Origin of the sequence: Variovorax boronicumulans, from assembly GCF_030812215.1 — a bacterium.
GTDB lineage: Bacteria > Pseudomonadota > Gammaproteobacteria > Burkholderiales > Burkholderiaceae_C > Variovorax > Variovorax boronicumulans_C.
Genome location: NZ_JAUSSG010000001.1, coordinates 812791 through 839544, shown reverse-complemented (window position 1 = coordinate 839544; position 26754 = coordinate 812791). Strand labels below are relative to the sequence as shown.

General features: G+C 65.8%; 27 protein-coding genes and 1 pseudogene. 16 read left to right on the top strand and 12 right to left on the bottom strand.

All coding sequences use genetic code 11. From position 1 onward, the window contains the following. Window positions 1-174 precede the first annotated feature (174 nt). From ppsA to dnaB, 7 genes are all read left to right on the top strand, one after another. A complete protein-coding gene (ppsA, locus tag J2W23_RS03925; RefSeq protein ID WP_176658464.1) occupies window positions 175-2568 on the top strand; it encodes a phosphoenolpyruvate synthase in 2394 nt (797 codons plus the stop codon). A gap of 136 nt (window positions 2569-2704) precedes the next feature. Beyond that, complete coding sequence (locus J2W23_RS03920; RefSeq protein ID WP_307647752.1) at window positions 2705-3166, top strand: hypothetical protein; 462 nt, start codon at window positions 2705-2707, stop codon at window positions 3164-3166. Window positions 3167-3282: 116 nt separating this feature from the next. Further along, window positions 3283-3657 carry a 30S ribosomal protein S6 gene (gene rpsF / locus J2W23_RS03915; protein ID WP_019655917.1) on the top strand — a complete coding sequence of 125 codons (375 nt, stop codon included), beginning with the start codon at window positions 3283-3285 and terminating at the stop codon, window positions 3655-3657. A 4-nt stretch (window positions 3658-3661) separates the two neighbouring features. Then, window positions 3662-3976 (top strand): primosomal replication protein N, encoded by a 315-nt coding sequence (priB, locus tag J2W23_RS03910; protein WP_013540524.1) that lies wholly within the window; start codon window positions 3662-3664, stop codon window positions 3974-3976. A 21-nt stretch (window positions 3977-3997) separates the two neighbouring features. Further along, window positions 3998-4279: a 30S ribosomal protein S18 gene (rpsR, locus tag J2W23_RS03905; RefSeq protein WP_007830781.1), complete on the top strand. Its 282-nt coding sequence runs from the start codon at window positions 3998-4000 to the stop codon at window positions 4277-4279. Between the two features lie 12 nt (window positions 4280-4291). Beyond that, window positions 4292-4744 carry a 50S ribosomal protein L9 gene (gene rplI, locus J2W23_RS03900; protein ID WP_307647751.1) on the top strand — a complete coding sequence of 151 codons (453 nt, stop codon included), beginning with the start codon at window positions 4292-4294 and terminating at the stop codon, window positions 4742-4744. A gap of 255 nt (window positions 4745-4999) precedes the next feature. Then, entirely contained in the window at window positions 5000-6406 is a 1407-nt protein-coding gene (gene dnaB / locus J2W23_RS03895) for a replicative DNA helicase (RefSeq protein WP_307647750.1), read from the top strand. Window positions 6407-6413: 7 nt separating this feature from the next. Here dnaB and J2W23_RS03890 read toward each other — a convergent pair whose 3' ends face one another. The 8 genes and pseudogenes from J2W23_RS03890 to J2W23_RS03855 all read right to left on the bottom strand — a co-directional run bounded on the left by J2W23_RS03890 (window position 6414) and on the right by J2W23_RS03855 (window position 12102). Further along, window positions 6414-7160: a helix-turn-helix transcriptional regulator gene (locus J2W23_RS03890; protein WP_307647749.1), complete on the bottom strand. Its 747-nt coding sequence runs from the start codon at window positions 7158-7160 to the stop codon at window positions 6414-6416. Next, window positions 7160-7627: a 6-O-methylguanine DNA methyltransferase gene (locus J2W23_RS03885; RefSeq protein ID WP_307647748.1), complete on the bottom strand. Its 468-nt coding sequence runs from the start codon at window positions 7625-7627 to the stop codon at window positions 7160-7162. The genes J2W23_RS03890 and J2W23_RS03885 overlap by 1 nt, the downstream gene beginning before the upstream one ends. After that, a complete protein-coding gene (locus tag J2W23_RS03880; RefSeq protein ID WP_307647747.1) occupies window positions 7624-8073 on the bottom strand; it encodes a GyrI-like domain-containing protein in 450 nt (149 codons plus the stop codon). The genes J2W23_RS03885 and J2W23_RS03880 overlap by 4 nt, the downstream gene beginning before the upstream one ends. Before the next feature lie 45 nt (window positions 8074-8118). After that, a pseudogene (locus J2W23_RS03875) lies at window positions 8119-8567 on the bottom strand (EVE domain-containing protein). Between the two features lie 7 nt (window positions 8568-8574). After that, entirely contained in the window at window positions 8575-8946 is a 372-nt protein-coding gene (locus tag J2W23_RS03870; RefSeq protein WP_307647745.1) for a VOC family protein, read from the bottom strand. A gap of 153 nt (window positions 8947-9099) precedes the next feature. Beyond that, on the bottom strand, window positions 9100-10887 hold the full coding sequence (locus tag J2W23_RS03865) for a PhoH family protein (protein ID WP_307647744.1): 1788 nt from the start codon (window positions 10885-10887) through the stop codon (window positions 9100-9102). A 219-nt stretch (window positions 10888-11106) separates the two neighbouring features. Then, window positions 11107-11583 (bottom strand): peroxiredoxin, encoded by a 477-nt coding sequence (locus J2W23_RS03860; protein WP_007830801.1) that lies wholly within the window; start codon window positions 11581-11583, stop codon window positions 11107-11109. A 135-nt stretch (window positions 11584-11718) separates the two neighbouring features. Further along, window positions 11719-12102 carry an Mth938-like domain-containing protein gene (locus J2W23_RS03855; protein ID WP_176658455.1) on the bottom strand — a complete coding sequence of 128 codons (384 nt, stop codon included), beginning with the start codon at window positions 12100-12102 and terminating at the stop codon, window positions 11719-11721. A 99-nt stretch (window positions 12103-12201) separates the two neighbouring features. Here J2W23_RS03855 and J2W23_RS03850 point away from each other — a divergent pair, with 99 nt between their 5' ends. The 6 genes from J2W23_RS03850 (at window position 12202) to moaD (ending at window position 18364) form a co-directional block, all read left to right on the top strand. Further along, window positions 12202-13434 carry a pyridoxal phosphate-dependent aminotransferase gene (locus J2W23_RS03850; RefSeq protein WP_176658454.1) on the top strand — a complete coding sequence of 411 codons (1233 nt, stop codon included), beginning with the start codon at window positions 12202-12204 and terminating at the stop codon, window positions 13432-13434. A 93-nt stretch (window positions 13435-13527) separates the two neighbouring features. Beyond that, window positions 13528-14850 carry a homoserine dehydrogenase gene (locus J2W23_RS03845; RefSeq protein ID WP_176658453.1) on the top strand — a complete coding sequence of 441 codons (1323 nt, stop codon included), beginning with the start codon at window positions 13528-13530 and terminating at the stop codon, window positions 14848-14850. Continuing rightward, the gene (gene thrC, locus J2W23_RS03840) at window positions 14847-16262 is read left to right on the top strand and encodes a threonine synthase (protein ID WP_307647743.1); all 1416 of its coding nucleotides are present in this window, start codon (window positions 14847-14849) and stop codon (window positions 16260-16262) included. Before J2W23_RS03845 ends, thrC begins: the two co-directional genes overlap by 4 nt. Window positions 16263-16280: 18 nt before the next feature. Then, window positions 16281-16826, top strand: coding sequence for a molybdopterin-guanine dinucleotide biosynthesis protein B (gene mobB / locus J2W23_RS03835; RefSeq protein ID WP_176658451.1), 546 nt, complete (start codon window positions 16281-16283; stop codon window positions 16824-16826). Then, a complete protein-coding gene (locus tag J2W23_RS03830; RefSeq protein WP_307647742.1) occupies window positions 16819-18105 on the top strand; it encodes a molybdopterin molybdotransferase MoeA in 1287 nt (428 codons plus the stop codon). Before mobB ends, J2W23_RS03830 begins: the two co-directional genes overlap by 8 nt. Before the next feature lie 7 nt (window positions 18106-18112). After that, window positions 18113-18364 (top strand): molybdopterin converting factor subunit 1, encoded by a 252-nt coding sequence (gene moaD / locus J2W23_RS03825; RefSeq protein ID WP_307647741.1) that lies wholly within the window; start codon window positions 18113-18115, stop codon window positions 18362-18364. On the opposite strand, the gene dapA is transcribed toward moaD, so the two are convergent. Continuing rightward, window positions 18351-19241 (bottom strand): 4-hydroxy-tetrahydrodipicolinate synthase, encoded by an 891-nt coding sequence (gene dapA / locus J2W23_RS03820; RefSeq protein ID WP_307647740.1) that lies wholly within the window; start codon window positions 19239-19241, stop codon window positions 18351-18353. The genes moaD and dapA overlap by 14 nt on opposite strands. Before the next feature lie 253 nt (window positions 19242-19494). Here dapA and J2W23_RS03815 point away from each other — a divergent pair, with 253 nt between their 5' ends. Beyond that, window positions 19495-19971: a molybdenum cofactor biosynthesis protein MoaE gene (locus tag J2W23_RS03815; protein ID WP_307603589.1), complete on the top strand. Its 477-nt coding sequence runs from the start codon at window positions 19495-19497 to the stop codon at window positions 19969-19971. Between the two features lie 7 nt (window positions 19972-19978). Here the strand turns inward: J2W23_RS03815 and J2W23_RS03810 are convergent, their stop codons facing one another. Next, window positions 19979-20974 carry a Bug family tripartite tricarboxylate transporter substrate binding protein gene (locus J2W23_RS03810; protein ID WP_307647739.1) on the bottom strand — a complete coding sequence of 332 codons (996 nt, stop codon included), beginning with the start codon at window positions 20972-20974 and terminating at the stop codon, window positions 19979-19981. Window positions 20975-21115: 141 nt separating this feature from the next. Here J2W23_RS03810 and clpB point away from each other — a divergent pair, with 141 nt between their 5' ends. Together clpB and J2W23_RS03800 are read left to right on the top strand one after the other, a co-directional pair. Beyond that, window positions 21116-23737: an ATP-dependent chaperone ClpB gene (clpB, locus tag J2W23_RS03805; RefSeq protein ID WP_307647738.1), complete on the top strand. Its 2622-nt coding sequence runs from the start codon at window positions 21116-21118 to the stop codon at window positions 23735-23737. A 6-nt stretch (window positions 23738-23743) separates the two neighbouring features. Next, the gene (locus J2W23_RS03800) at window positions 23744-24085 is read left to right on the top strand and encodes a hypothetical protein (RefSeq protein WP_307647736.1); all 342 of its coding nucleotides are present in this window, start codon (window positions 23744-23746) and stop codon (window positions 24083-24085) included. Window positions 24086-24098: 13 nt separating this feature from the next. On the opposite strand, the gene J2W23_RS03795 is transcribed toward J2W23_RS03800, so the two are convergent. Beyond that, window positions 24099-25919: an AMP-dependent synthetase/ligase gene (locus tag J2W23_RS03795; protein ID WP_307647735.1), complete on the bottom strand. Its 1821-nt coding sequence runs from the start codon at window positions 25917-25919 to the stop codon at window positions 24099-24101. Then, entirely contained in the window at window positions 25916-26728 is an 813-nt protein-coding gene (locus J2W23_RS03790; protein WP_307647734.1) for an ABC transporter ATP-binding protein, read from the bottom strand. Before J2W23_RS03790 ends, J2W23_RS03795 begins: the two co-directional genes overlap by 4 nt. Between the last annotated feature and the right edge of the window lie 26 nt (window positions 26729-26754).

Below are 26754 nucleotides of genomic sequence, written 5' to 3'. Positions count from 1 at the left end.
CCTTGTCCTGCGGCGCGGGCGACCTTGCCACGCCTACAATCCGGTCCATTATCGGGAATCCGCTTTCCCAACCCCCATTCTTTCCATGCACGCCGCATCCGCACCCAAAGCAACGACAACGATCGTGCCGTGCCGCCTGCATGCAGCACCGGTTTCAACTTCTGGAGCTTTCCCATGTCTGCACTTTTCGACGCGACCGCCCTGGTCGTACCGTTTGAAAACCTGAGAATGACCGACGTCGAGGCGGTTGGCGGCAAGAACGCCAGCCTCGGCGAAATGATCTCGCAGCTGCCCCAAGGCGTGCGGGTGCCGACCGGTTTCGCGACCACGGCGCACGCTTTTCGCCAGTTCCTGGCCCACGACGGGCTGGCCGACAAGATCAGCAAGCGCCTCGCCGCGCTGGACACCGAGGACGTGCGCGCCCTGGCCGCGGCCGGCGCCGAGATCCGCGCCATGGTCGAGGCCCAGCCCTTTCCGGCCGACCTGCAGAAAGCCATCGGCGAGGCCTTTGCCACGCTGAGCGCCGGCAACCCGTCCGCCTCCTTCGCCGTTCGTTCTTCCGCCACCGCCGAAGACCTGCCCGACGCTTCGTTCGCCGGTCAGCAGGAAACCTTCCTGAACGTGGTCGGCATCGAGGACGTGCTGCACAAGATGAAGGAGGTGTTCGCCTCCCTCTACAACGACCGCGCCATCAGCTACCGCGTGCACAAGGGCTTCGAGCACGACGTGGTCGCGCTCTCGGCCGGCGTGCAGCGCATGGTGCGCTCCGACCTCGGCGCCGCCGGCGTGATGTTCACCATCGACACCGAATCGGGTTTTGAAGACGTGGTGTTCATCACTTCCAGCTACGGCCTCGGCGAAACCGTGGTGCAGGGCGCCGTGAACCCCGACGAGTTCTATGTGCACAAGCCGACACTGCGTGCCGGCAAGAAGGCCGTCATCCGCCGCAACCTCGGCTCCAAGCTGATCCAGATGGAGTTCGCGACGCCCGAAGAGAAAAAGGCGAGCGGCAAGCTGGTGAAGACCACCGACGTGAAAGCGGAGCAGCGCAACCGCTACTCGCTGAGCGATGCCGACGTCGAGCAATTGGCCAAGTACGCGCTGGTCATCGAAGAACACTACGGCCGCCCGATGGACATCGAGTGGGGCAAGGACGGCACCGATGGCCATCTCTACATCCTGCAGGCGCGTCCCGAGACGGTGAAGAGCCAGCAGCAGGGCAAGGCCGAGCAGCGCTACAAGCTGCTGGGCAAGGGCGCCGTGCTCGCCGAAGGCCGTGCCATCGGCCAGAAGATCGGCACCGGCCCTGTGCGCCTGGTGCACAACATCAGCGAAATGGACAAGGTGCAGGCCGGCGACGTGCTCGTCACCGACATGACCGACCCGAACTGGGAGCCGGTGATGAAGCGCGCCGCCGCCATCGTCACCAACCGCGGCGGACGCACCTGCCACGCGGCCATCATTGCGCGCGAACTAGGCATTCCGGCCGTGGTCGGCTGCGGCGACGCGACCGACCTCCTGAAGGACGGCACGCTGGTCACCGTGAGCTGCGCCGAGGGGGACACCGGTTTTATCTACGACGGCCTGCTCGAGACCGAAGTGACTGAAGTGCAGCGTGGCGTGATGCCCGAGATCGACATCCAGCTGATGATGAACGTGGGCAACCCGCAGCTCGCCTTCGACTTCGCGCAATTGCCGAACCACGGCGTGGGCCTCGCTCGCCTCGAGTTCATCATCAACAACAACATCGGCGTGCACCCGAAGGCGATCCTCGACTACCCGAACGTCGACAACGACCTGAAGAAGGCTGTGGAATCGGTGGCCCGGGGCCACGCCTCGCCGCGCGCGTTCTACGTCGACAAGGTGGCTGAAGGCATCGCGACCATCGCGGCGGCCTTCTGGCCCAAGAAGGTCATCGTGCGCCTCTCGGACTTCAAGTCGAACGAGTACCGCAAGCTGATCGGCGGCAGCCGCTACGAACCGGAAGAAGAGAACCCGATGCTGGGCTTCCGCGGTGCGGCGCGCTACCTGAGCGCCGATTTCGGCGAGGCCTTCGCGATGGAGTGCGAAGCGCTCAAGCGCGTGCGCAACGACATGGGCCTGGTCAACGTGCAGATCATGGTGCCTTTCGTGCGCACCCTGGGCCAGGCCGAGCGCGTGACCTCGCTCTTGGCCGAGCACGGCCTGAAGCGCGGCGAGAACGATCTCAAGCTGATCATGATGTGCGAGGTGCCGAGCAACGCGATCCTGCCTGAAGAGTTCCTGAAGTACTTCGACGGCTTCTCGATCGGCTCGAACGACCTGACCCAGCTCACGCTGGGCCTGGACCGCGATTCGGGGCTCGAGCTGCTGGCGGCCGATTTCGACGAGCGCGATCCGGCCATCAAGGCGCTCCTGAGCCGTGTCATCAAGGCCTGCAAGGACCAGGGCAAGTACGTCGGCATCTGCGGCCAGGGGCCCAGCGACCATCCGGACTTCGCGCTCTGGCTGGCGGAAGAGGGAATCGAGTCGATCTCTCTGAACCCTGACAGCGTGATCGACACCTGGCAGCAACTCGCCAAGCGCTGAGCCCCGTCCCTCGTGCCGGATTGCGGAAATCCCCATGGGGGGATTCCCGCGAGGTGTAAGTGTTTTTGAAACAAATTACGTATTTGATGCCAGACTTCTGAGACTCACGGGCGTATCCCGGAAGGGGAAGACCACCATGATTCTTGTGAAGACTCCAGCGGGCCATCAGGCCTTGAAGGACCGCTCGGTTCCCATGACGCCGCGCCAGCGCTCGGCGTTCATTCTTTTCGATGGCAAGCGCGCGGTCGACGAGGTGCTTGCCAACGGCATGGGTATCGTCCTGGAGGACATTGACCACATGGTCGCGCTGGGGCTTCTGGAGCAGGCGGAGGGTGGCGCTCCCGCCGAGGCGGCAAAGCCGGTCACCCCGGCCGCACCCGCGGCGGGCGGTGCCGGGCGCAGCAAGCAGCAGCGCTACAAGGACGCTTACCCCATCGCCATCCAGCTCACCGGCGGCCTGGGCCTGATGGGGTTTCGGCTCAACCTGCAGGTAGAGGGCGCGACGAGCTACGAAGACCTGCTGGCGCTGGCACCCAAGATCCGCGCGGCGGTCGGCCCGGAGAAGTCCGCAGCCTTGGACAAGGCCCTCAACGACTGAGGCACCTTGCCGGGTTGGCAAATACAGGGCTATAATCGCCGGCTTTGCCTTGCCACACTGCGCCCGACGCTGCAGGTGGCTTTTCCTCTTCTTCGGAAGAATCCACAAGGAGTGCCATGCGTCACTACGAAATCATTTTGCTGATCCACCCGGATCAGAGCGAGCAAGTTCCGGCCATGCTGGAGCGCTACAAGGGCCTGATCACGGCCGGCGGTGGCAAGGTCCATCGCGTTGAAGACTGGGGCCGCCGCCAGCTGGCTTACCAGATCAACAAGCTCAACAAGGCGCACTACCTGTGCGTCAACATCGAAGCCGAGCAAACCGTGATGGGCGAACTGGAACACGCGTTCAAGTTCAACGATGCCGTGCTGCGTCACCTCACCGTCCAGAAGAAGAAGGCCGAAACCGGTCCTTCGTCGATGATGAAGACGGTCGAGCGCGAAGAAGCCCGCAAGGCCCAGCAGGCCGAATACGCCGCCAACAACAACTGATGGCGTGACTGCTGCCGCTCTGGCAACCGGTGTCAATCAGCTGTTGCTGACCGCCTCGGTTGCCGAACTCGGAGCCTTGCGATACACGCCCGCCGGCCTGCCCGCCATCGACCTCAGACTCGAACACGAGTCCACGCTCGATGAAGCAGGTAAACCCCGGCAGGTGAAGACGGCCCTCAAGGCCGTTGCCTTCGGCGCCATCGCCGAACGGCTCGCAAGACAGTCGATGGGAAGTCTCTGGCGTTTTCAGGGTTTTCTCGCGACACCGGGCAACGGCAAGCATCCGGTCCTGCACATCCAGGATTTTCAGCAAGATTAATTTTCGACAAGAGGTCCCCAAATGGCCACGTTCAAGAAATTCAACAAAGACAAGCGCCCGAAGCGCAACACCCAGTCGCTGCTGTTCAAGCGCAAGCGCTTCTGCCGTTTCACCGTCGCTGGCGTCGAGGAAATCGACTACAAGGACATCGACACGCTGCGTGACTTCATCAGCGAAAACGGCAAGATCATCCCCGCACGCCTGACCGGCACGCGCGCGATCTACCAGCGCCAGCTCAACACCGCCATCAAGCGCGCCCGCTTCCTGGCCATGGTCCCGTACAGCGACCAACACCGCGTCTAAGGAGCCGACACCATGCAAGTCATTCTTCTGGACAAGGTCGTCAACCTCGGCACCCTCGGCGAAATCGTCAAGGTCAAGGACGGTTACGCACGCAACTTCCTGATCCCGTCGGGCCGCGCTCGCCGCGCCACCGCTGCCAACAAGGCCGAATTCGAAGCCAAGCGCGTCGAACTCGAAAAGGCTGCGGCCGCCAAGCTGGCCGAAATGCAAGCCCAAGGCGAAAAGCTCGGCGGCACGACCGTCAAGCTGACGCAAAAGGCTGGCGTCGACGGCCGTCTGTTCGGCTCGGTCACCAACAGCGACATCGCTGAAGAACTGGGCAAGCAAGGCTACAAGGTTGCCAAGTCGCAAGTGCGCCTGCCCAACGGCCCGATCAAGGTCGTTGGCGACAGCATCGTGAGCGTCGCGCTGCACACCGACGTGGTCGTCGAGATCACCGTCACGGTCTACGGCGAAACCGCCTGATGGTTTGCGGCGCCTCGTGCGCTGCCGCGAAAGCCGCCTTCGGGCGGCTTTTCTTTTTGCGAATGTTGCCCCCGGCTTTTCGCTGCGCGTAACGCCACTCCCCCGAGGGGGCTGCGCGGCTCGCCTTGGGGCGGCCCGGCGGCGCCCGCCTGGGTTTTCCAGCGCACTGCACTGGAAGATCACTGTTTATTCACAACCTTGTCCACAGGCGCAGCGCCGTGCGCGGCTTAGCATGCAGGGTTGCAAGGGAAGTCCATGTCCGCCGTTTTCTCCTATACCGACGGTAATTCGTCGGCCGACCGCCAGATCGCCCAACTGCGCATTCCGCCTCACTCCATCGAGGCCGAATCGAGCGTGCTCGGCGGCCTGCTGCTCGACAACGGCGCCTGGGACCGCATGGGCGACCTGCTGGTCGACGGCGACTTCTATCGCCACGAGCACAAGCTGATCTACGCGGCGATCGGAGGCTTGATCAATGCCAGCAAGCCGGCCGACGTCATCACGGTCTTCGAGCAGTTGCAGAGCCTGGGCAAGGCCGACGAGATCGGCGGGCTGGTCTACCTGAATTCGCTCGCGCAGTACGTGCCGAGCGCGAGCAACATCCGGCGCTATGCGGAGATCGTGCGCGAGCGCTCGATCCTGCGAAAGCTCGTCTCGGCCAGCGACGAGATCGCGACCAACGCCTTCAACCCGCAGGGCAAGCCGGTCGACAAGATCCTGGACGAAGCCGAGCAGAAGATCTTCAACATCGGCGAAGAAGGTTCGCGGATGAAGCAGGGCTTCCAGAGCATGGACGCCCTGGTGGTCGAACTGCTCGATCGCGTGACCGAGATGGCCGAGAACCCGAACGACATCACTGGCGTGCGCACCGGCTTTCACGACTTCGACAAGATGACCTCGGGCCTGCAACCGGGCGACATGATCGTGCTGGCCGCGCGCCCCTCGATGGGCAAGACCTCGCTGGCCATCAACATCGCCGAGCACGTGGCGCTCAACGAAGGCCTGCCGGTTGCCGTGTTCTCGATGGAAATGGGCGCCTCCCAGCTGGCGGTGCGTATCGTGGGCTCGATCGGTCGCATCGACCAGGGGCACCTGCGCACCGGCAAGCTCAGCGACGAGGAGTGGCCGCGCCTGACCGAAGCCATCGAGAAGCTGCGCACCGTGTCGCTGCACATCGACGAGACGCCGGGCCTGTCGACCAGCGAACTGCGCGCGAATGCACGCCGGCTCGCGCGACAGTACGGGCGCCTGGGGCTGATCGTGGTCGACTACCTGCAGCTCATGTCGACCAGTTCGAGCGGCGACGAGAACCGTGCAACCGCCGTGGGTGAAATCTCGCGGGGCCTGAAGATGCTCGCCAAGGAGCTCAAGTGCCCGGTGATCGCGCTCTCGCAGCTCAGCCGCGGCGTGGAAAGCCGGACCGACAAGCGCCCCATGATGAGCGACCTGCGCGAATCCGGTGCCATCGAGCAGGACGCGGACATCATCATGTTCATCTACCGCGACGACTACTACGACAAGAACAGCAAGGAGCCGGGCGTGGCGGAGGTGATCATCAGCAAGCACCGGAACGGGCCCACGGGCACCGTCAAGCTGGCCTTCCTGAAGCCGATCACCAAGTTCGAGAACCTGGAAGGCTACAGCCACAGCGACCAGTACTGACGCAGCGTCAGAGGGGTGGAGGCCCCTGGGCCTTCGATGACCATACCTGAGGTTCCGGCGGTGTCGTCTCCATCTGCCGGGCTTTCACCTGGCGCAGCAAATCGGCCAGCGTCTTGCCCGGCTCGTCGCGGAAACGGTCGGACAGCACCTCGACCGCGTCCATGCGGTCGACGCGAAAACCGCGAAAGTCGTTGCGCAGTTCGCACCAGGTCGAGAGCGTCCAGACCTTCCCCCAGTAGAAGCAGCCGAGCGGCCGCACCGTGCGCTCGCTGGCGTCTCCCGACACGTCGCGGTAGTTCAGGCGCAGCTTCTGGCGCGCCTGCACGGCCTCGCGCAAGGTCTGCAGCCGGGCGCCCATGACGTCGTTCAGGCCCAGCGCAGGCGCATAGAGCGCCAGCGCTTCCGCCGATACGCGTGCGGCCGGCGGCAGCACCGAGAGGATCTTGCCCAGCCCCGATTCGATGTCGCGCGCCAGCGCCGGATCGACCCAGCTCTGCGCGAGCCGCGCCGCGGCCACGAGCGCCGAGGCCTCGTCCTGGGTGAACATGAGCGGCGGCAGCTCGAAGCCCACGCCCAGCCGGTAGCCCACGCCGGCTTCGCCTTCGATCGGCACGCCCTGGTGCTGCAGATCGGCCACGTCGCGGTACACCGTGCGCTCCGACACCTCCAGGCGCTGCGCGAGAAATGCGGCCGTGGTGAGCCGGCGCCCGCGGATGAGCTGCACGAGCTGGAAGAGGCGGTCGGCGCGGCGCATCAGCGCGTTCCTGAGAGCTTCTTGGCGAAGCCTTCGACGAAGTAGCGCTTGCCGCGCTTCACGACCGTATGGCCCTCGGCCTCGAGCCTGGCCATCTGCGCCTCGATGCCCCCGGGGTACTTGGGATTGAGTTCGCCGCCGATCTTGAGTGTGCGCCAATAGGGCGTGCGGTCCTTCCCCTTTACCGACTCTTCGGTGGCGTGCGCGACCATGTGCGCAAAGATCGCCGTGGTCACGGTGCAGCCGATGGTGGCGCAGTGGCGCATCGCGATGTCCTCGCCAATGCCCATCACGGTTGCGAGCCGGCCTTCGGGCACACCGCGCATCGCCTCCTCGACCTCGCGCGGGGAGGGCGTGGCGATGGTGCCCTCGCCGTGGCGCTTTCGCATCGGCGCGGGGATCTCCTTGACGCTTGGCAGGTGAGGGTAGCTGGCGAGCCTGTCGCGCCAGCTCTTCTTCATGCTCATGCAACTCCGATGTGGATCGCCACCTTGTCCGGCCCCTCGTAGGCTTCGAAATCGCTGCGGTAGCGGCGCACGATTTCCGGGTGCGCCTCGAAATACTGCCAGATGCGCTGCCAGGTGGCGATCACCATTTGCGGCATCTCGCCCTGGCCATTGAAGACCATGTAGTCGCCCGCTTCGACGGCCACGCTGTCCGCGCGATTCGAGACGGCCACGCCGACGGTGATGTCGAACGGGCCGTGGGCATCGGATTCGTAGGCGGAGTAGATGCCGAAGATGCGCGTGTCGCTCGTGCGATGGGGCGTCGACTCGTAGGTCTGCTCGCCGAAGAAGCGGCCCCACAGCGCGCCGATGCGGGCGGTGGCGGGATCGTTTTCTTCGCGATTGGTCGTGCGAGCCGTGAGGCCGGCGACACGAAAGGCGTCGTGGTGTTGGCGGGTGGGTTCCATGGATTCTTCTCCTGCGTCTGCGATGTTCTGTTCGGGTGATGCTGCTCAAAGGGCGAGCATTTTCAGGTCGGCTTTCATGGCCTGGGCGATCAGCGCCATGTCGGCGTCGGTCACGTCGAATATGCCGAAGCGGAACTTGTAACCCCACTGCTTGGGCGTTTCGATGAAGGCGAGGCGTTCGATCAGCGGCGCGATGGGGCCTCGTGCGACGCCGCATAGCTCACGTCGCGGCGCCACGGAATGAAGCCGCCGCCCATGTCGAATTCGTACGGTTCGCCGGGCAGCACGATGCCGATCGACACGAAGCTCTGCAGCTTGTCCGTGCCGCCGAACACCGTGGCCGGCGAGTAGTAGGCCACGCGGTCGCCTGCGGCGACCCGCTTGAGCGGGCCCAGCTTGCCGTGGCCGACCTGCATGAAGCCGAGCGGCCTGTGGTCGCGCCCGCGCCGGGCGTGTTCGGCGCTGGCAACGATGATCCAGTTGCGCTGTGCCATGGTGCTTTCAGGCGAGAGCGTGAAGGCCGACTTCGTTGCCTTCGGTGTCGCGCAGATGGGCGATGAAGCCCATGCCCGGCGGCAGTGCCGACTTGGGCGCCACGACCTGTCCTCCAGCGGCCTCGATGCGCGAGAGAACGGCGTCGATGCTGGGCATGCAATCGAGGTAGATGCGGATGCTGTTGCCCACACGGGCGGCGGCGCTGGCCCCGGCCTGCAAGGCGCCGCCGACGCCCGGAGCGTCATACGGAAAAATGGCCAGCGCCTCGCCGCCGAGACTTTCGCGGCGCAGCTTGCGCGCCAGCACGGTTTCGTAGAAGGCCTGGGCGCGGTCCAGGTCGGCGACCGGGATCTCGAACCAGCTGATGGCGTTTGTCATGGAGGGCTCTCTTTCGTTGTGTGGGAAGGAGCCTCGATGGTGCGGACCGCCTCCTGACAACGTCTTGTCAGGAGCCTGTCATCACGCGGCGAAAAAAAGCCCGCGCTGCTCCTGGGAGCATGCGCGGGCTCGATGGCCGCGGGTCGGCTTTTCTTACAGCACGTCGCTCGCGAAGTCAGCCAGGCGCGAGCGCTCGCCGCGCGCCAGCGTGATGTGCCCGCCGTGCGGCCAGCCCTTGAACTTGTCGACCGCGAAGGTGAGGCCCGAGGAGCCTTCCGTGAGGTACGGCGTGTCGATCTGCGCGAGGTTGCCCATGCAGATGATCTTGGTGCCCGGACCCGCGCGCGTGATCAGCGTCTTCATCTGCTTGGGCGTCAAGTTCTGCGCCTCGTCGATGATCACGTACTTGTTCAGGAAGGTGCGCCCGCGCATGAAGTTCATGCTCTTGACCTTGATGCGGCTGCGGATCAACTCGTTGGTGGCTGCGCGGCCCCACTCGCCGGCGCCGCCGCCGTCGCCCTTGGCCAGGAACTCGAGGTTGTCGTCGAGCGCGCCCATCCAGGGGCCCATCTTTTCTTCCTCGGTGCCGGGCAGGAAGCCGATGTCCTCGCCCACGCTCACGGTCGCGCGGGTCATGATGATCTCGGTGTAGCGGCGGTCGTCCAGCACCTGCGTGAGGCCCGAGGCCAGCGCCATCAGGGTCTTGCCGGTGCCCGCGGTGCCGGTCAGCGTGACGAAGTCGATCTCCGGGTCCATCAGCAGGTTCATCGCGAAGTTCTGCTCTCGGTTGCGCGTGTTCACGCCCCACACCGCGTTCTTGCCCGAGCTGTAGTCCTTGAGCGTCTTGAGCACCGCGGTCTTGTCGCGGATTTCGGTGACGCGCGCGTACATGCTCGGCTCGCCGGGGGCCTCGAAGAAGACGAACTGGTTGATGTACAGGTTCGGCACCAGCGGGCCGCTGATCCGGTAGAAGGTGTTGCTGCCGCTCTGCCAGCTCTCGACGGTCTTGCTCTGGCGGGTCCAGAAGTCGGGCGGGAGGGCGAGCGAACCGGCGTAGAGCAGGTCGCCGTCTTCCAGCGTCTTGTCGTTCTGGTAGTCGTCGGCGGCCAGGCCCAGCGCGCGCGCCTTGACGCGCATGTTGATGTCCTTGGACACCAGCACCACCTCTTGCTTCGGCTTGCCGGGGCGGTCCTTGGCGTACTCGTCGCGCAGCGCGTGCACGACGCCCAGGATCTGGTTGTCGGCCTTGCCTTGGGGCAGGCTGATCGGCAGCGAGTAGTCGAGTGGCGCGGTCTGGAAGAACAAACGGCCGCCGGCCTCGCGATGGCCGGTGGTGTCGAGCTTCAGGCCCTTGTCGATGTCGGCGTCCTGCGCACCGGCCAGCGCATCGAGCGTGCGGCTGGTCTGGCGGCCGTTGCGGGCGACTTCGGTGGTACCTTTCTTGTGGCCGTCGAGCTCTTCCAGCACGATCATCGGCAGGAAGATGTCGTGCTCCTCGAAGCGGAACAGGCACATCGGGTCGTGCAGCAGCACATTCGTGTCGAGCACGAACAGCTTGGCCGGACCGGTGGATTTGCTGCGCTTGGGGCGTGCAGGGGCCTGGGGCGCGGCTGCCGTGGGAGCGGGTGCGTAGGTCGGGGCGGGTGCTGTGGGCACCCGGGTCTCGACCTGGATGGCAGCAGGTTGCTGCGGGGTGGGCGCCGGTGCGGGCGCTGTCCGGGATTTGGCTCGGCGCGATGGGCGCGCGGTTTCGCCGCCGCCTGCTGCCTCGGCACCCAGGTTGTCGAACAATTCCAGCGGCTGCGGCCCGTTCGAGGCCGTTTCGTCAGCGCGCTGGTCGCCGGAGCGGCGCGACCCCCTGTGCGAGGACCGGGCGGGCGCGTCGATCGCGTCCGGCGAAAGCAATGCGGCGCGTTTCGTGGGGGCGGGGGGCAATGGCATGTGTGGGGTCGCTCGCAGGAAAGTGGAAACCAAGAAACGAAAAAGCCGCCTGAAGACCAAGGCGGCTTTGTTCGGGGGATGCGGTCGTGGAGCTCAACGGCATGAGGCCATTATGCACACCGCAGATGACGCGCCAGAGGCTCTTTGCGGCTTTTACGTACTGCGTTGGGCATTCCCCACGCAATCCATCAAAGCGTTCTCTGGTCGCGCCTTGCAGCGTCAGGCGGCCTTCTTGAGCGCCTTGACGGCCTTGAGCACGTCGTCGACATGGCCCGGAACCTTGAGCCCGCGCCATTCGGCCTTCAGGATGCCGTCGGCGCCGATCAGGAAGGTGCTGCGTTCGATGCCCTTGACCTTCTTGCCATACATGATCTTGTTCTTGACCACGCCGAACATGTGGCACATTTTTTCTTCGGTGTCGGCAATGAGTTCGAAAGGCAGCTCGAGCTTGGCCTTGAATTCGTCGTGCGACTTCATGTTGTCACGGGAAACGCCGAAAACGGTGGCGCCGGCCTTCTCGAAATCCTTGTAGCGGTCACGGAATTGCATCGCTTCGGTCGTGCAACCCGGGGTGTTATCTTTCGGGTAAAAATACATGACCAGCACGTGGCCGAGATGCGAGGTATTCGAGACCTTGAGGCCGCCCGTGGCGTTGGCGTCGAATTCAGGAATGGGTTTGTTGACAACGATCGCCATGAAACTTGTTTTCTCCGTTAGATTCCATGGATCGAGTTCTTCGGGGCAGACTCGATGCACGGAGGATTGGTCGTTGCTAACTTTGGGGTAGCTGGCCTGTTCGCAACCCGCTATTTTACCCCGAAAATACCCCTCTCAGTCAGACGGCGGGCTCTCGACCAGCAGGGCAGCAATCACATGCCGGCCTTCGCCGGCAAGGATGTTGTAGGTCCGGCAGGCTGCCGGGGTGTCCATGGTCTCGACGCCGGTGCGCCGCGCCATCAGTGGCTGGAGCCAGGCGGGCTGCGGAAAGCGGATGCGGGTTCCGCTGCCGAAAATGATCAATTCGGCCCCCAGTTCGGCAAGCTGCGCGAAATGTTCCGGGCCGAGTTCGTCGAAACGGGTGCAATTCCATTCGAAACGTTCGCCGCGCGAGCCGACCACCACGCTGCCCTCGACCTTTTCGTTGTTGATCGCGACCCAGCCGGGGCCGTGTGCGGTGAGGGACTGGGCGTCGGATTTGTCGGGCTGGAGCTTCATCTGGTCACTGGGAACTGTGGTCAAATTATAGGTTTTCCCCAGTGACACGAGGCCTGCAGGGGCCTTTGATCCTCGAGTAAACCCGCCCGGGAGGGCCCTTTGAAGCAGCTCAAGAAATCGGCCAAGCTGGCCAACGTTCTCTACGACATCCGCGGTCCCATCATGGACGCGGCCAAGCAGATGGAGGACGACGGCCAGAAGATCATCAAGCTCAACATCGGCAATCTCGCCGTGTTCGGCTTCGATGCGCCCGAGGAGATCCAGCAGGACATGATCCGAAACCTGCCGAATTCGGCGGGCTATTCCGACAGCAAGGGCGTCTTCGCCGCGCGCAAGGCGGTGATGCACGAGACGCAGAAGCAGGGCATTGCCGGTGTCACGCTGGACGACATCTACCTGGGCAACGGCGCCAGCGAGCTCATCGCCATGTCCACGAACGCGCTGCTCGACGACGGCGACGAGCTGCTCCTGCCGGCCCCCGACTACCCCCTGTGGACCGCCTCCACCAGCCTCTCGGGCGGCACCCCGGTGCACTACCTCTGCGACGAGGCCAATGGCTGGATGCCCAACCTGGACGACATCCGCGCCAAGATCACGCCCCGCACCAAGGGCATCGTGGTAATCAACCCGAACAACCCGACCGGCGCGCTCTATTCCGACGATCTGCTCAAGAGCATCGTGGCCATCGCTCGCGAACACGGCCTCGTGATCTTTGCCGACGAGGTCTACGACAAGGTGCTGTACGACGGGGTGAAGCACACCGCCATCGCCAGCCTGTCGACCGACGTGCTCACGCTCACCTTCAACTCGCTCTCCAAGAGCTACCGTTCGTGCGGCTACCGTGCCGGCTGGGTCGTGGTCTCGGGCGACAAGCGCGCTGCGCAGGACTACATCGAGGGCCTGAACATGCTCTCGAACATGCGCCTGTGCGCCAACGTGCCGGGCCAATGGGCCATCCAGACGGCCCTGGGCGGCTACCAGAGCATCAATGACCTGGTCTGCGATGGCGGGCGCCTGCGCCGCCAGCGCGACCTGGCCTACGAGCTGATCACCGCCATTCCGGGCGTGACCTGCGTCAAGCCGAGCGCCGCGCTCTACATGTTCCCCAGGCTCGACCCGGAGGTCTATCCGATCGCGGACGACCGCCAGTTCTTCCTTGAGCTGCTGAAGGAGACCCGCGTGATGCTGGTGCAGGGCACCGGCTTCAACTGGGCCACGCCGGACCATTTCCGCATCGTGTTCCTGCCCCACGAAGACGACCTGCGCGAGGCCATCAACCGCATCGCGAAGTTCCTCGAGCAGTACCGCCTGCGCCGCAAGACTGCATCCTGAAATCTGCCGGCCACGGCGTGTGCCGTGGCCTTGCCGGCGACACCTGAAGCCTGCCCCTTCCAAATCATCAACGCCATGAGTGCGACTCTCCCAATGAAATCCATCCAAGTAGGCCTGCTCGGCGCCGGCACGGTCGGCAGCGGCACCTTCAAGGTGCTCCAGCGCAACCAGGAAGAAATCAAGCGCCGCGCCGGCCGCGGCATCGAGATCACCATGGTGGCCGACCTGGACACCGCCCGCGCCCGCGAAGTGGTCGGCGAGGGCGTCAAGGTGGTGGCCGATGCGCGCGAGATCATCGCCAACCCCGACATCGACATCGTCATCGAGCTGATCGGCGGCTACGGCGTCGCGAAACAGCTGGTGCTCGAAGCCATCGCGGCCGGCAAGCACGTGGTCACCGCCAACAAGGCGCTGCTGGCAGTGCACGGCACCGAGATCTTCGCGGCTGCGCATGCCAAGGGCGTGATGGTGGCCTTCGAGGCCGCGGTGGCCGGTGGCATCCCGATCATCAAGGCGCTGCGCGAAGGCCTCACGGCCAACAGCATCCAGTGGCTGGCCGGCATCATCAACGGCACCACGAACTTCATCCTCTCCGAGATGCGCGACAAGGGCCTGGACTTCGCCACCGTGCTGAAGGAAGCCCAGCGCCTCGGCTACGCCGAAGCCGATCCGACCTTCGACATCGAGGGCGTCGACGCCGGCCACAAGGTCACGCTGATGAGCGCCATCGCGTTCGGCATTCCGGTGCAGTTCGACAAGGCGCACATCGAGGGCATCACCAAGCTCGCTGCGCAGGACATCAAGTACGCCGAGCAGCTCGGCTACCGCATCAAGCTCCTGGGCATCACCAAGCGCACGGCCAAGGGCATCGAGCTGCGCGTGCATCCGTCGCTCGTGCCGTCCAAGCGCCTGCTGGCGAACGTCGAAGGCGCGATGAATGCGGTGGTCGTGCATGGCGACGCCGTCGGCACCACGCTCTACTACGGCAAGGGCGCCGGCAGCGAGCCGACCGCGAGCGCCGTGATCGCCGACCTGGTCGACATCACCCGCCTGCACACGGCCGACGCCGCGCACCGCGTACCGCACCTGGCCTTCCACCCCGACGCGATGAGCGACCTCAAGGTGCTGCCGATGGCCGAGGTCGTTACCAGCTACTACCTGCGCCTGCGCGTGGCCGACCAGGCCGGCGTGCTCGCCAAGGTGACCGGCCTCTTGGCCACCGCCGGCATCAGCATCGACGCCGTGCTGCAGCGCGAAGCCGACGAAGTGGGCGGCGAGGGCTCTACGCAAACGGACCTCATCATCCTCACGCACGACGCGCGCGAAGGCGCCGTCGACGATGTGCTGGCCGAGCTGCAGGCGCTGCCCACGGTGCTCGAACCCATCGTGCGCATCCGCAAGGAAGAGTTGAAGTGAACTACCTGAGCACCCGCGGCCACCCCGACCGCAAGCGCTTCTGCGAAATCCTTCTCGAAGGCCTCGCGCCCGATGGCGGCCTGTACCTGCCGGAAACCTACCCGCAGGTCGATGCCGCCACGCTCGCCAAGTGGCGCGAACTGCCGTACGCCGAGCTGGCCTTCGAGATCCTCTCGCTCTACATCGACGACATCCCCGCGGCTGACCTGAAGGCCATCTGCGCCAAGACCTACACCGCCGAGGTGTTCGGCACCGACGAGATCGTGCCGCTGCGCGAACTGGAAGACGGCGTGTACATCGAAGCCCTGTCCAACGGCCCCACGCTGGCCTTCAAGGACATGGCGATGCAGCTGCTGGGCAACCTGTTCGAGTACGAACTGGCCCGCCGCGGCGCCGAGCTCAACATCCTGGGCGCCACCAGCGGCGACACCGGCAGCGCGGCCGAGTACGCCATGCGCGGCAAGAAGGGCGTGCGCGTCTTCATGACCTCGCCGGACGGCCGCATGAGCCCGTTCCAGCAGGCGCAGATGTTCAGCCTGCAGGACGAGAACATCCACAACATCGCCATCACCGGCGTGTTCGACGACTGCCAGGACATCGTGAAGGCCGTGTCCAACGACCTGGGCTTCAAGCGCAAGTACCGCATCGGCACGGTCAATTCGATCAATTGGGCGCGCCTGCTCGCGCAGGTCGTCTACTACTTCGCCGGCTACTTCCAGGCCACGGCCAGCAACGACAAGCCGGTGAGCTTCACCGTGCCCTCGGGCAACTTCGGCAACGTCTGCGCGGGCCACGTGGCGCGCATGATGGGCCTGCCGATCCAGACGCTGGTGGTTGCCACCAACGAGAACGACGTGCTCGACGAGTTCTTCCGCACCGGCATCTACCGCGTGCGCGGCGCGGCCGACACGCACGAGACCTCCAGCCCGTCGATGGACATCAGCAAGGCCAGCAATTTCGAGCGCTTCGTGTTCGACCTGGTGGGCCGTGACGCGGCCAAGCTGCGCAAGCTGTTCGTGGAAGACCTGGGCCTCGAAGGCCGCTTCGACCTGAGCGCCGACCCGGCCTTCAAGCAGGCGGCCGAGCGCTTCGGCTTCAAGAGCAGCCGCAGCACGCATGCCGACCGCCTCGCCACCATCCGCGACACCGAGAAGCGCTTCGCCACGCTGGTCGACCCGCACACGGCCGACGGCCTGAAGGCCGCGCGCGAATTCCTCGCGCCGGGCGTGCCGATGGTGGTGCTCGAAACGGCGTTGCCGATCAAGTTCGCCGCCACGATCGTCGAAGCGCTGGGCCATGAGCCTGACCGCCCCGCCAAGTTCGAAGGCATCGAGGCGCTCCCCAAGCGCGTGGTCAAGCTGCCGGCCGACGCGGAAGCCGTGAAGGCCTACATCGCCCAGAACTGTGACTGACGTCGCGGGCCGTCCGACATGAAGGTCGTCGGATTCGCCGGCTACTCGGGCGCGGGCAAGACCACGCTGGTGGAAAAGCTGATCCCCGTGCTCAAGCGGCTCGGAAAGCGCGTCTCGGTGGTCAAGCATGCCCACCACAAGTTCGACATCGACCATCCGGGCAAGGACACATACCGCCACCGCGAGGCCGGGGCCTTCGAGGTGGTGGTCGCTTCCGACAAGCGACTGGCGGTGATGCGCGAATTCGAAACGCCGGTCGATCTCAGCGTCCACCAGCTGCTGGCCGAGCTCCACCCGGCCGTCGACTGGGTGCTGGTCGAAGGCTTCCGGCACAGCGACGTACTCAAGATCGAGGTCTGGCGCCTGCCTGAAGCAGGCGAGGCGCTGCGGCCCGTGCTCTATACCGACGATCCGTTCGTCACCGCCGTCGCCACCGATGCGCCCGGCAAGCTGCCGTCGCACACCGAGCGGCAGCTGTTCGACCTCAACGACGCCGAGGCCATCGCACAGTGGCTCATCGCCAATGGCGAGCGCTTCGAGTACAACCCGGAACACCATGGCTGACACACCCGTTCCGTTCTCCGCGTCCAACGCGCGGCCCCCGCTGATGCCGCTGGACGAAGCCATCGCGCAGTTGCTGGCCAAGGCCGCGCCGAAGCTCCCCGCCGAGAGCGTCGTCACCTTCGATGCCGATGGCCGCGTGCTCGCGCAGGACCTCGTCTCCGGGCTCACCGTGCCGCCGCGCGACAACAGCGCAATGGACGGCTACGCGGTTCGCGCGGCCGATTGCACCGTGCCGGGCGCCGTGCTCCAGGTAACGCAGCGCATTCCCGCGGGCACCGTCGGCACGCCGCTCGCGGCCGGCACCGCGGCGCGCATCTTCACCGGCGCGCAGATTCCCGAGGGCGCCGACGCCGTCGTGATGCAGGAAGACACGACCGCCGTGCCGGAGGAAGGCGGCCTGGGTTCAGTGCGCATCGCGATCGTTCCGGCAACCGGCCAGTGGGTCCGCCGCGCGGGCGAGGACGTGGCCTCCGGCGACGTCGTGCTGAAGAAGGGCGAACGCCTCACGCCCGCGGCGCTCGGTCTTGCCGCCAGCGTGGGCTTCCACAAAGTGCAGGTGACGCGCAAGCCGCGCGTGGCGATGCTTTCCACCGGCGACGAGCTGGTGATGCCCGGCGAGGTCGCACCCGACGCGATGAAGCCCGGCGCGATCTACAACTCCAACCGCTTCTTCATGCGCGCCTTGCTGCACCGCCTGGGCTGCGAGGTGAACGACCTGGGCATCGTGCCCGACAACCGCGAGACCACCATCGCGGCATTGCGCGATGCGGCCGAGGCGAGCGACCTGATCATCACCACCGGCGGCGTCTCCGTCGGCGAGGAAGACCACATCCGCGCCGCGCTGCAGACACTCGGCGAGCTGCAGCTGTGGTCGCTGTCGATGAAGCCCGGCAAGCCGTTCGCCTATGGCGCGATCCCGCGCAGCAACGGTCAGGGCGCATGCCACGTGACGGGGTTGCCCGGCAATCCGGTGTCGAGCTTCCTGGCCTTCCTGATGCTCGTGCGCCCCTTCCTGCTGACGCTGCAGGGCGCTGATCGCGTGACGCCCGAGGCCGTGCAGATGCGCGCCGATTTCGATTGGCCGCGCGCCGACAAGCGCCGCGAGTTCCTGCGCGCTCGGCGCAACGCCGCGGGCGGGCTCGACCTGTTCGCCAACCAGAGCTCCGGCGTGCTGACCTCGATGGTCTGGGGCGATGGCGTGGTCGACAACCCTTCGGGCCGGACGATCAAGTCGGGCGACACCGTGAACTTCATTCCCTTCGCCTCGCTGCTCGCCTGAGATTCCCATGAAGGTCCAGATCCGTTATTTCGCCTCGGTGCGCGAGGCGCTTTCCAGCAGCAACGAAACCGTCGACACCCGCGCCGAAACGCTCGCCGCACTGCGCGACGAACTCATTGCACGCGGCGGTGCGCACGCCACCGCTCTCGCGCGCGGCAAGGCGGTGCGCATGGCGCTCGACCAGGTCATGAGCGACGAAGCCGCAGCCCTGCACGAAGGCTGCGAGGTCGCGTTCTTCCCGCCGGTTACGGGCGGCTGAGCCGCGCGTCCAGCGCCACCAGGCGTTCGCGCAGGCCCTCGGAGGCGCGCGTCATCGGCGATCGCAACTCGTCGCGCATCGCGCCGCCGTGCGCCAGCAGCGCCTTCAACGGACCGGGGTTCGGTTCGGCGAAGAGCATCTCGATCAGCGGCTGCAGCGGTTGCCACTCGGCGCGCGCCTCGGCGAGGCGGTTGTCGGCCAGGAGGCGCAGCACCTGCACGAAGCGCTTCGTTTGCACATGCCCGCTCGCAGCGATGGCGCCCGCGCCGCCTTCGGCCACCGTCGAGAAGACCTGGTGGTCTTCGCCCGACAGCACCTGCAGCCGACCGTCGGCGATCAGGGCGCGTGTCTTGGCCATGTCGCCGCCGCAGTCCTTGATGCCCCTGATGCGCGGGTGCGCAGCCAGCGCGAGCAGCGTCTCGCGCGAGAGCGTGGCACCGGTGCGATAGGGAATGTCGTAGATCAGCACCGGCACCGCGCTCGCATCGGCAATCGCGCGGAACCATTCGAGGAGGCCTGCCTGCGAAGGGCGGATGTAGTGCGGCGCAGGCACCAGCAGGCCCGCGAGCGGCTGTTCCGAGAGCTTGCGCACCCAGGCCGTTGTCTTGCCCAGGTGGTAGCCCGAGAGCCCCATGACGACCGGCAGGCCACTGGCGGCCGCCAGCACGGTGTCGAGCGACGCCAGTTGCTCCGCCTCGTCGAGTGCGGCGGCTTCGCCGGTCGAGCCGCAGACCACGAAGCCGGCCACGCCGTCGGCGGCGAGGCGCCGGGTCAGCGTGGCGAGTGCCGCATGGTCGACCGCGCCGTCGCGGAACGGCGTGACGAGCGGAATCCAGAGACCCGAAAAATCAGGGGAGGTGGTTTGTTGTTGTGGCACGCAGGCTTCCTTTCAGGAATCAACCGATGGAAAGAACCACCGTCCGATGCGCGCACAACCATGCTGGGGTCAAAGCCTCTTGGCAGGTTCCGTCGCTCATCCGACGACGGAACCGCAGCTCCGGTCAGACGAGCTTTGGTTTTTTGGCTTTGCTGCCCTGGCGCGCGCAACGGCCCTCGGGGTGCGAGGGCACCGTGGAGAGCGTGGCGAGGCAAGGCATGGACGCAGTCTATCTCGATGACACAATCCGGACATGAGCGTTGCGCGTGTTTCGATCCAGACGGGTGATTTCGACTTAAGCCAGGAGCTCGCCGCGTTGCGTGCGGGCGACAAGCGCGTGGGCGCGGTCTGCAGCTTCATAGGCACGGTGAGAGACCGCAATGACGGCAGCACCGTGGCTTCGATGGAGTTGGAGCACTACCCCGGCATGACCGAGAAGGCCATCGAGGCCATGATCGACGAGGCGCACAAGCGCTTCGACATCCTCGGCGCGCGCGTGATCCACCGCGTCGGCCTCTTGCAGCCACTCGACCAGATCATGATGGTGGCCGTGATCTCGGCCCACCGCGGCCAGAGCTTCGAGGCCTGTGAGTTCCTGATGGACTACTTGAAGACCCAAGCGCCGTTCTGGAAAAAAGAACAGACGCCCGAAGGCGCCCGTTGGGTCGATGCGCGCGTCAGCGACGACGCGGCGTTGGCGCGCTGGGGCATCTCTGCCCCGAACGCCTAGGGCAAGCTCAAAGCGGCTTGAACCCGCTGGCCTGGATGATCCGCTCCCAGGTCTGCGTATACGTCCGCACACGGCCCGCGAACTGGCCTTGCGGCTCATAGCCGACCGTGAGGCCCATCGTCGTGAGCTTCTGCTTCACATCGGGCATGGCCAGCACCTTCTGCAGCGCATCGCCGTACTTGTCGATGATCGGCTGCGGCGTGCCCACCGGCGCGAAGATGCCGTAGTAGGGCAGGTCTTCCAGGTTCGAGAAGCCCAGTTCGGTGAAGGTCGGGACGTTCGGAATCACCGCCTGGCGCTTGGCGCCGATGGAGGCCACGATGCGCACCTTGCCTGCCTTGTGGTTTTCGATGAAGTCCGGCACCGAGGCGATGCCCGCGGTGATCTGGTTGCCCAGCATGTCGGCTGTCATCGGCGCGCTGCCGCGGTAGGGCGCGGGCTGCACGTCGATCTTGTACTTGTCCGAGATCATCTTCACGAGGAATTCGGGAATCGACGCGGGCGCGGGGATGCCGATGGTCTCCTTGCCGCCCTTGGCGGTGCGGACCCACTTCACGTACTCGTCGACGCTCTTGGCCGGCGTGCCGCCCGAGACGGCCAGCACGTTGGCGAAGGTGGCGAAGCCGGCCACGGGCACGAAGTCGGTGGCGGGGTTGAAACCCGGGTTCTTCACCACCTGCGGCAGGATCGAGATCGTGTGGTCGTGCGTGAGGAACAACGTGTGGCCGTCGGCGGGCGAGGACTTCAGCACCGTCGCGGCGATCTGGCCGCCCGCGCCGGCGCGGTTCTCGACCACCACCGGCACGCCCAGCACGTCCTTGAGTTTTTCGCCCAGCGTGCGTGCAATGGCGTCGGTGCCTGCACCGGCCGGAAAGCCCACGAGCAGGCGGATGGGCGTGCCGCTTTGCGCCTGCGCAAGGCCCGACAGGCTCACGGCGGCTAGAAAGAGGCCGGCGCTGATCGCCCGGCGGACCGGCTGAACGCGCTGCGTTGAAAAAACCATGATCGACTCCATTCGAGAGAGAGAAATGCCTACGGCAGGAAGGTGCGGGGCACCGTGCAATACCCGTGCCCACGGCACGAGCCCGATTTACAACCTTGAATCGTGCCCGAACGGCCCTATTTTGGATGCAGGAATACCACCATGCGACAAGACAAACTCACCACCAAATTTCAGGAAGCGCTGAGCGATGCCCAGACGCTGGCGCTCGGCAACGACAACGCCTACATCGAACCGGCCCACCTGCTGGTCGCGATGCTGCGCCAGGACGACGGCCCCCGCGCCCTGCTGGAGCGTGCCGGCGTCAACGTCCCGGGTCTCTTGCAGGCGGCCGAAGCCGCCATCAAGAAGCTGCCGCAGGTGCAGGGGCACGACATCGTGCAGGTCGGCCCCGACCTCGGCAAGCTGCTGCAGGCCACCGAGAAGGAAGCCATCAAGCGCAATGATCAGTTCATTGCCGGTGAGCTTTTCCTTTTGGCCGTGGCGGACAGCAAATCCGACATCGGCAAGATCGCGAAAGAAAATGGCTTGAGCCGCAAGTCGCTCGAATCGGCCATCGACGCTGTGCGCGGCGGGCAGGGCGTGAACAGCGCCGATGCCGAAGGCCAGCGCGAAGCCCTCAAGAAATACACCATGGACCTGACCGAGCGCGCGCGTCTCGGCAAGCTCGACCCGGTCATCGGCCGTGACGAGGAGATCCGCCGCGCGATCCAGGTGCTGCAGCGCCGCACCAAGAACAACCCTGTGCTCATCGGTGAACCCGGCGTCGGCAAGACCGCCATCGTCGAAGGCCTTGCGCAGCGCATCGTCGCGGGCGAGGTGCCCGATTCGCTCAAGGGCAAGCGCGTGCTGTCGCTCGACATGGCCTCGCTGCTGGCCGGCGCCAAGTTCCGCGGCGAATTCGAAGAGCGCCTGAAGACCGTGCTCAACGAGCTCGCGAAGGACGAAGGCCAGACCATCGTCTTCATCGACGAGCTGCACACCATGGTCGGCGCCGGCAAGGCCGAGGGCGCGATGGACGCGGGCAACATGCTCAAGCCTGCGCTCGCGCGCGGCGAGCTGCACTGCGTGGGCGCGACCACGCTGGACGAATACCGCAAATACATCGAGAAAGATGCTGCCCTGGAGCGCCGCTTCCAGAAGATCATCGTGGGCGAGCCGAGCGTCGAGGCCACCATCGCGATCCTGCGCGGCCTGCAGGAGAAGTACGAAGTGCACCACGGCGTGCAGATCACCGACCCGGCCATCGTGGCCGCGGCCGAGCTCTCCGACCGCTACATCACCGACCGTTTCCTGCCCGACAAGGCCATCGACCTGATCGACGAGGCCGCGGCCAAGATCAAGATCGAGATGGACTCCAAGCCCGAGGTGATGGACCGCCTCGACCGCCGCCTGATCCAGCTGCAGATCGAGCGCGAAGCCGTGCGCCGCGAGAAGGACGAAGCCTCGCAGAAGCGCTTTGGCCTCATCGAGGACGAGATCGCCAAGCTGCAGAAGGAAATTGCCGACTACGACGAGGTCTGGCAGGCCGAGAAGGCCCAGGCCCAGGGCAGCGCGCATGTGCGCGAGGACATCGACAAGATCAAGTTCCAGATCGAGGAATGGAAGCGCAAGGGCGACTTCAACAAAGTCGCCGAGCTGCAATACGGGCAGCTGCCCGCGCTCGAGAAGCGCCTGAAGGAGGCCGAAGCCAGCGAAGCGAGCAAGGGCAAGTCCAGCGCGCCCACGCTCCTGCGCACGCAAGTCGGCGCTGAAGAAATCGCCGAGGTCGTGGCGCGCGCCACCGGCATCCCGGTCGCCAAGCTGATGCAGGGCGAACGCGACAAGCTGCTCGTGATGGAAGACAAGCTGCATGAGCGTGTGGTCGGCCAGGACGAGGCCATCGGCGCGGTCGCGAACGCGATCCGCCGCTCGCGCTCGGGCTTGTCCGATCCGAACCGCCCCACGGGTTCGTTCCTCTTCCTCGGCCCCACGGGCGTGGGCAAGACCGAGCTGTGCAAGGCGCTCGCTGGCTTCCTGTTCGACAGCGAAGACCACCTGATCCGCATCGACATGAGCGAGTTCATGGAGAAGCATTCGGTCGCCCGCCTCATCGGCGCGCCACCGGGCTACGTGGGCTATGAAGAAGGCGGCTACCTCACCGAAGCCGTGCGCCGCAAGCCCTACAGCGTGGTGCTGCTCGACGAGGTCGAGAAAGCGCACCCCGACGTCTTCAACGTGCTGCTGCAGGTGCTCGACGATGGCCGCCTGACCGACGGCCAGGGCCGCACCGTGGACTTCAAGAACACCGTGATCGTGATGACGAGCAACATCGGCTCGCCGATCATCCAGGCCATGGTGGGCAAGCCTTCGGAAGAGATCAAGGAAGCGGTGTGGGACGAACTGAAGAACTACTTCCGTCCCGAGTTCCTGAATCGCATCGACGAGACGGTCGTGTTCCACGCGCTCGACGCGAAGAACATCGAATCGATCGCCGCGATCCAGTTGAAGGTGCTCAAGGCGCGTCTGGCGAAGATGGACCTGGGCCTGGAGGTGTCGCCCGCGGCGCTGGCCGAGATCGCCAAGGTCGGTTTCGACCCGGTGTTCGGTGCGCGGCCGTTGAAGCGTGCGATCCAGCAGCGCATCGAGAACCCGCTCTCCAAGCTGTTGCTGGACGGCAGCTTCGGGCCGAAGGACACGATCGAGGTCAACACCGACCCGATCCAGTCGCCGGGCCAGTTCTCGTTCAGCAAGGGCGGGGAACCAACGGCGGCGGCCTCGGCCTAAAGTCGGATGATGAACTTCATTCTTCGCGTCATTCTTCTGCTCCTCGGGCTGGTTTTCGCGGCCAGCCTGGCCGTCGCGGTCATGCTGCTGGCGGCCGTGTGGGGCGTGCGCTACGCCTGGGGGCGTCTCACGGGCAAGCCCGTGACGCCCTGGATGGCTTCGATGGGCGGGCGCTTCAACCCACGCTCGGGCTTCGACCGGTTTCGCAATGCGGCAAAGCCGGCCGAACCCACCGCCGCCGACGTGGTCAGCGCCCGTGCGCGCGGCGAGTCGGTGCGCAGCCCCATCACGCTGGGCCGCGCCGACGATGTGACCGACGTGCGGGCCCGCCCCGTTCGCGGCGAATAGGGCACACGTCCGATCAGGCGCTGTACAGCGCCTCGATCTCGCTGGCGTAGGTCTTGTAGATGCTGGAGCGCCGCACCTTCATGGTGGCGGTGACTTCACCGTCGTCATGGTCCAACTCTTTGGTGAGCAGATGAAAACGCCGGATCTGCGACACCTGGGCCAGTTTCTCGTTGCCTCGCGCAATCTCCGTCTCGATCAGGGCCCGCACCCGCGGCTCCTCCACCAGCGAGCGGAAATGGGTGAACGGAATGCGCTCGGCCTCCGCCCACTTGCCCACCGTTTCGTAATCGATCTGCAGCAGCGCACCGACGAACTTGCGGCCGTCCGCCACCACGATGCATTCCTTGATGAAGGGGCTGCCCTTCATGGTGTTCTCGATCTCGGACGGCGTGAGGTTCTTGCCGCCGGCAGTGATCATGATGTCCTTCAGGCGGTCGACGATGCGCAGCTGGCCGTCTTCCTCGCGCACCACATCGCCGGTGTACAGCCACCCCTCGCGGATCGATGAGGCCGTGGCCTCGGGGTTCTTGTAGTAGCCCTCGAACACCATCTCGCCGCGCACCAGCAATTCGCCCGCTTCGCCGACGCGGTGCTCGGTGCCCTGCGTGGGCGGGCCGACGGTGCCGATCTTCACCGCGTCGCTGCGGTGGCCGGCGATCATGCCGGTCGATTCCGTGAGGCCGTACACCTCCACCAGCGGCACGCCCAGCGTGCGAAAGAAACGCACCACGTCCGCCGGAATCGGCGCAGCACCGGTGAGCGCGATGCGCGCGCGGCGCAGGCCGATGAAGTTCTGCAGCGCGCGCAGCACCGTCCAGTAGGCCAGGGCGAAGCGGCCGCGCTCGGCCAGCGTCCAGGTGCTGCGCGGCTTCTCGGCGAGCGGCGCACAGGCCGCGATGGCCCGGTGGAACAGCGCGCGCTGCAGGCGCCCCGTCTCCTGCATCTTGATGCTGATGCCCGCATGCAGCTTCTCCCAGATGCGCGGCACGCCGAGGAACATCGTGGGCGCGACTTCGCGCAGGTCTTCCTGCACGGTGCGGATCGATTCGCCGAAGTTCACCTGCGAGCCCAGGTACACCGGCACGAAGGCCGTGAGCATCTGCTCGGCCACGTGGCACAGCGGCAGGTACGACAGGTGTGTGGTGTCGCCATCGAGCGCCAGACGCTCGACGATGCCGGGCACCACGCCGCGGATGTTGCGGTACGAAATCATCGCGCCCTTGGGCTTGCCGGTGGAGCCCGAGGTGTAGATCATCAAGCCGGTGTCGGCGAGTGTCTGGCGCTGCAGGGCGGCGTCGACCGGCGCGGTGCCCTCGCGCGCCTGCACCCGGGCGCCGGCCTCTTCGACTTCCGCGAACGTCGCGATGCGCTCGCGCACTTCGGGCGGGTAGCTCGCGAGGCCCTTGGTCTCGATCACCACGATCTTGCGCAGGCGCGGCAGCTGCGCAATGGCGTCGAGCACCTTGTCGGTCTGCTCCTGGTCTTCGCAGACGATCACCTCGATGTCCGCATGCCCGACCACATAGGCCACCTCGTTGCTCGGGCTGGTCGGGTAGACGCCTACGGTCACCGCGCCGATCAGCCCCGCGCCCATCTGCGAGAGCAGCCATTCGACGCGGTTCTCCGAAATCACCCCGAGGTGCCCGCCCGATGCCAGGCCCATCGCATGCAGGCCAAGTCCGAAATGCGTGGCGCGCCGCAGGTACCCGGCCCAGTCCAGCGGATGCCAGATGCCGAAGTCCTTCTGCCGGATCGCGATGCGCTGCGGCTGCATGCGCGCCTGCTCGCGCAGCATCTGCGGCAGCGTGAGGGAGGGAAGAGGCGCCTCGGTCATGACAGCCAGCGCTTGCGGCGCTTGTAGTGCTTGAGCGCGCGGAAGCTGCGCGACTCGCCGCTGCCGCCCACGCCCAGGTAGAACTCGCGCACATCGGGGTCGGCGGCCAGGCGCTCGGCGCTGCCGTCGATCACCACCTTGCCGCTTTCCATGATGTAGCCCGTGTGCGCGATGGCCAGCGCCACGCTCGCGTTCTGCTCCACCAGCAGCATCGAGGTGCCGCGCTCGGCGTTGATGCGCGCAATGATCGTGAAGATGTCTTCCACCAGCTTGGGCGAGAGGCCCAGCGAGGGTTCGTCCAGCAGGATCAGCTTGGGCTGCGCGACCAGTGCGCGGCCGATGGCCAGCATCTGCTGCTCGCCGCCCGACAGATAGCCCGCGAGGCCCTTGCGGCGCTCGTGCAGGCGGGGGAAATAGGCGTACACGTCGTCGAAGTTGCGCGGCGCTGCGGCGCCTTCGCGCCCCGTGAGCGCATAGGTCGCGGCCACGAGGTTTTCCTCGACGGTGAGGTCCTCGAAGACGCGGCGGCCTTCCATCACATGGCTGAGTCCGCGCCGCACGAGTTGTTGGGGCGCGAGCTGCGCAGTCGGCGCGCCGTCGAACACGATGCGGCCGGCCTCGACCTCGCCGTCTTCCAATGCCAGCAATCCCGATACCGCCTTCAACGTGGTCGACTTGCCCGCGCCGTTGCTCCCCAGCAGCGCCACGATCTGCCCGCGCGGCACGGCCAGCGACAGGCCGCGCAGCACCTGCACGACCTTGTTGTAGACCACCTCGATGTTGTTGACCTCCAGGACGAGGTCAGCCATCTGCGAAGCGGAAGCAGCCGCGGGCA

Coding starts and splice junctions, on each gene's coding strand:
- J2W23_RS03860 (WP_007830801.1), bottom strand. CDS start 11,583: ATGGCGATCGTTGTCAACAAACCCATTCCTGAATTCGACGCCAACGCC.
- rpsF (WP_019655917.1), top strand. CDS start 3,283: ATGCGTCACTACGAAATCATTTTGCTGATCCACCCGGATCAGAGCGAG.
- dnaB (WP_307647750.1), top strand. CDS start 5,000: ATGTCCGCCGTTTTCTCCTATACCGACGGTAATTCGTCGGCCGACCGC.
- J2W23_RS03855 (WP_176658455.1), bottom strand. CDS start 12,102: ATGAAGCTCCAGCCCGACAAATCCGACGCCCAGTCCCTCACCGCACAC.
- clpB (WP_307647738.1), top strand. CDS start 21,116: ATGCGACAAGACAAACTCACCACCAAATTTCAGGAAGCGCTGAGCGAT.
- J2W23_RS03845 (WP_176658453.1), top strand. CDS start 13,528: ATGAAATCCATCCAAGTAGGCCTGCTCGGCGCCGGCACGGTCGGCAGC.
- rpsR (WP_007830781.1), top strand. CDS start 3,998: ATGGCCACGTTCAAGAAATTCAACAAAGACAAGCGCCCGAAGCGCAAC.
- J2W23_RS03810 (WP_307647739.1), bottom strand. CDS start 20,974: ATGGTTTTTTCAACGCAGCGCGTTCAGCCGGTCCGCCGGGCGATCAGC.
- J2W23_RS03870 (WP_307647745.1), bottom strand. CDS start 8,946: ATGACAAACGCCATCAGCTGGTTCGAGATCCCGGTCGCCGACCTGGAC.
- J2W23_RS03800 (WP_307647736.1), top strand. CDS start 23,744: ATGATGAACTTCATTCTTCGCGTCATTCTTCTGCTCCTCGGGCTGGTT.
- J2W23_RS03885 (WP_307647748.1), bottom strand. CDS start 7,627: ATGAGCATGAAGAAGAGCTGGCGCGACAGGCTCGCCAGCTACCCTCAC.
- J2W23_RS03790 (WP_307647734.1), bottom strand. CDS start 26,728: ATGGCTGACCTCGTCCTGGAGGTCAACAACATCGAGGTGGTCTACAAC.
- J2W23_RS03920 (WP_307647752.1), top strand. CDS start 2,705: ATGATTCTTGTGAAGACTCCAGCGGGCCATCAGGCCTTGAAGGACCGC.
- J2W23_RS03890 (WP_307647749.1), bottom strand. CDS start 7,160: ATGCGCCGCGCCGACCGCCTCTTCCAGCTCGTGCAGCTCATCCGCGGG.
- J2W23_RS03865 (WP_307647744.1), bottom strand. CDS start 10,887: ATGCCATTGCCCCCCGCCCCCACGAAACGCGCCGCATTGCTTTCGCCG.
- ppsA (WP_176658464.1), top strand. CDS start 175: ATGTCTGCACTTTTCGACGCGACCGCCCTGGTCGTACCGTTTGAAAAC.
- moaD (WP_307647741.1), top strand. CDS start 18,113: ATGAAGGTCCAGATCCGTTATTTCGCCTCGGTGCGCGAGGCGCTTTCC.
- mobB (WP_176658451.1), top strand. CDS start 16,281: ATGAAGGTCGTCGGATTCGCCGGCTACTCGGGCGCGGGCAAGACCACG.
- J2W23_RS03815 (WP_307603589.1), top strand. CDS start 19,495: ATGAGCGTTGCGCGTGTTTCGATCCAGACGGGTGATTTCGACTTAAGC.
- J2W23_RS03795 (WP_307647735.1), bottom strand. CDS start 25,919: ATGACCGAGGCGCCTCTTCCCTCCCTCACGCTGCCGCAGATGCTGCGC.
- rplI (WP_307647751.1), top strand. CDS start 4,292: ATGCAAGTCATTCTTCTGGACAAGGTCGTCAACCTCGGCACCCTCGGC.
- J2W23_RS03830 (WP_307647742.1), top strand. CDS start 16,819: ATGGCTGACACACCCGTTCCGTTCTCCGCGTCCAACGCGCGGCCCCCG.
- J2W23_RS03880 (WP_307647747.1), bottom strand. CDS start 8,073: ATGGAACCCACCCGCCAACACCACGACGCCTTTCGTGTCGCCGGCCTC.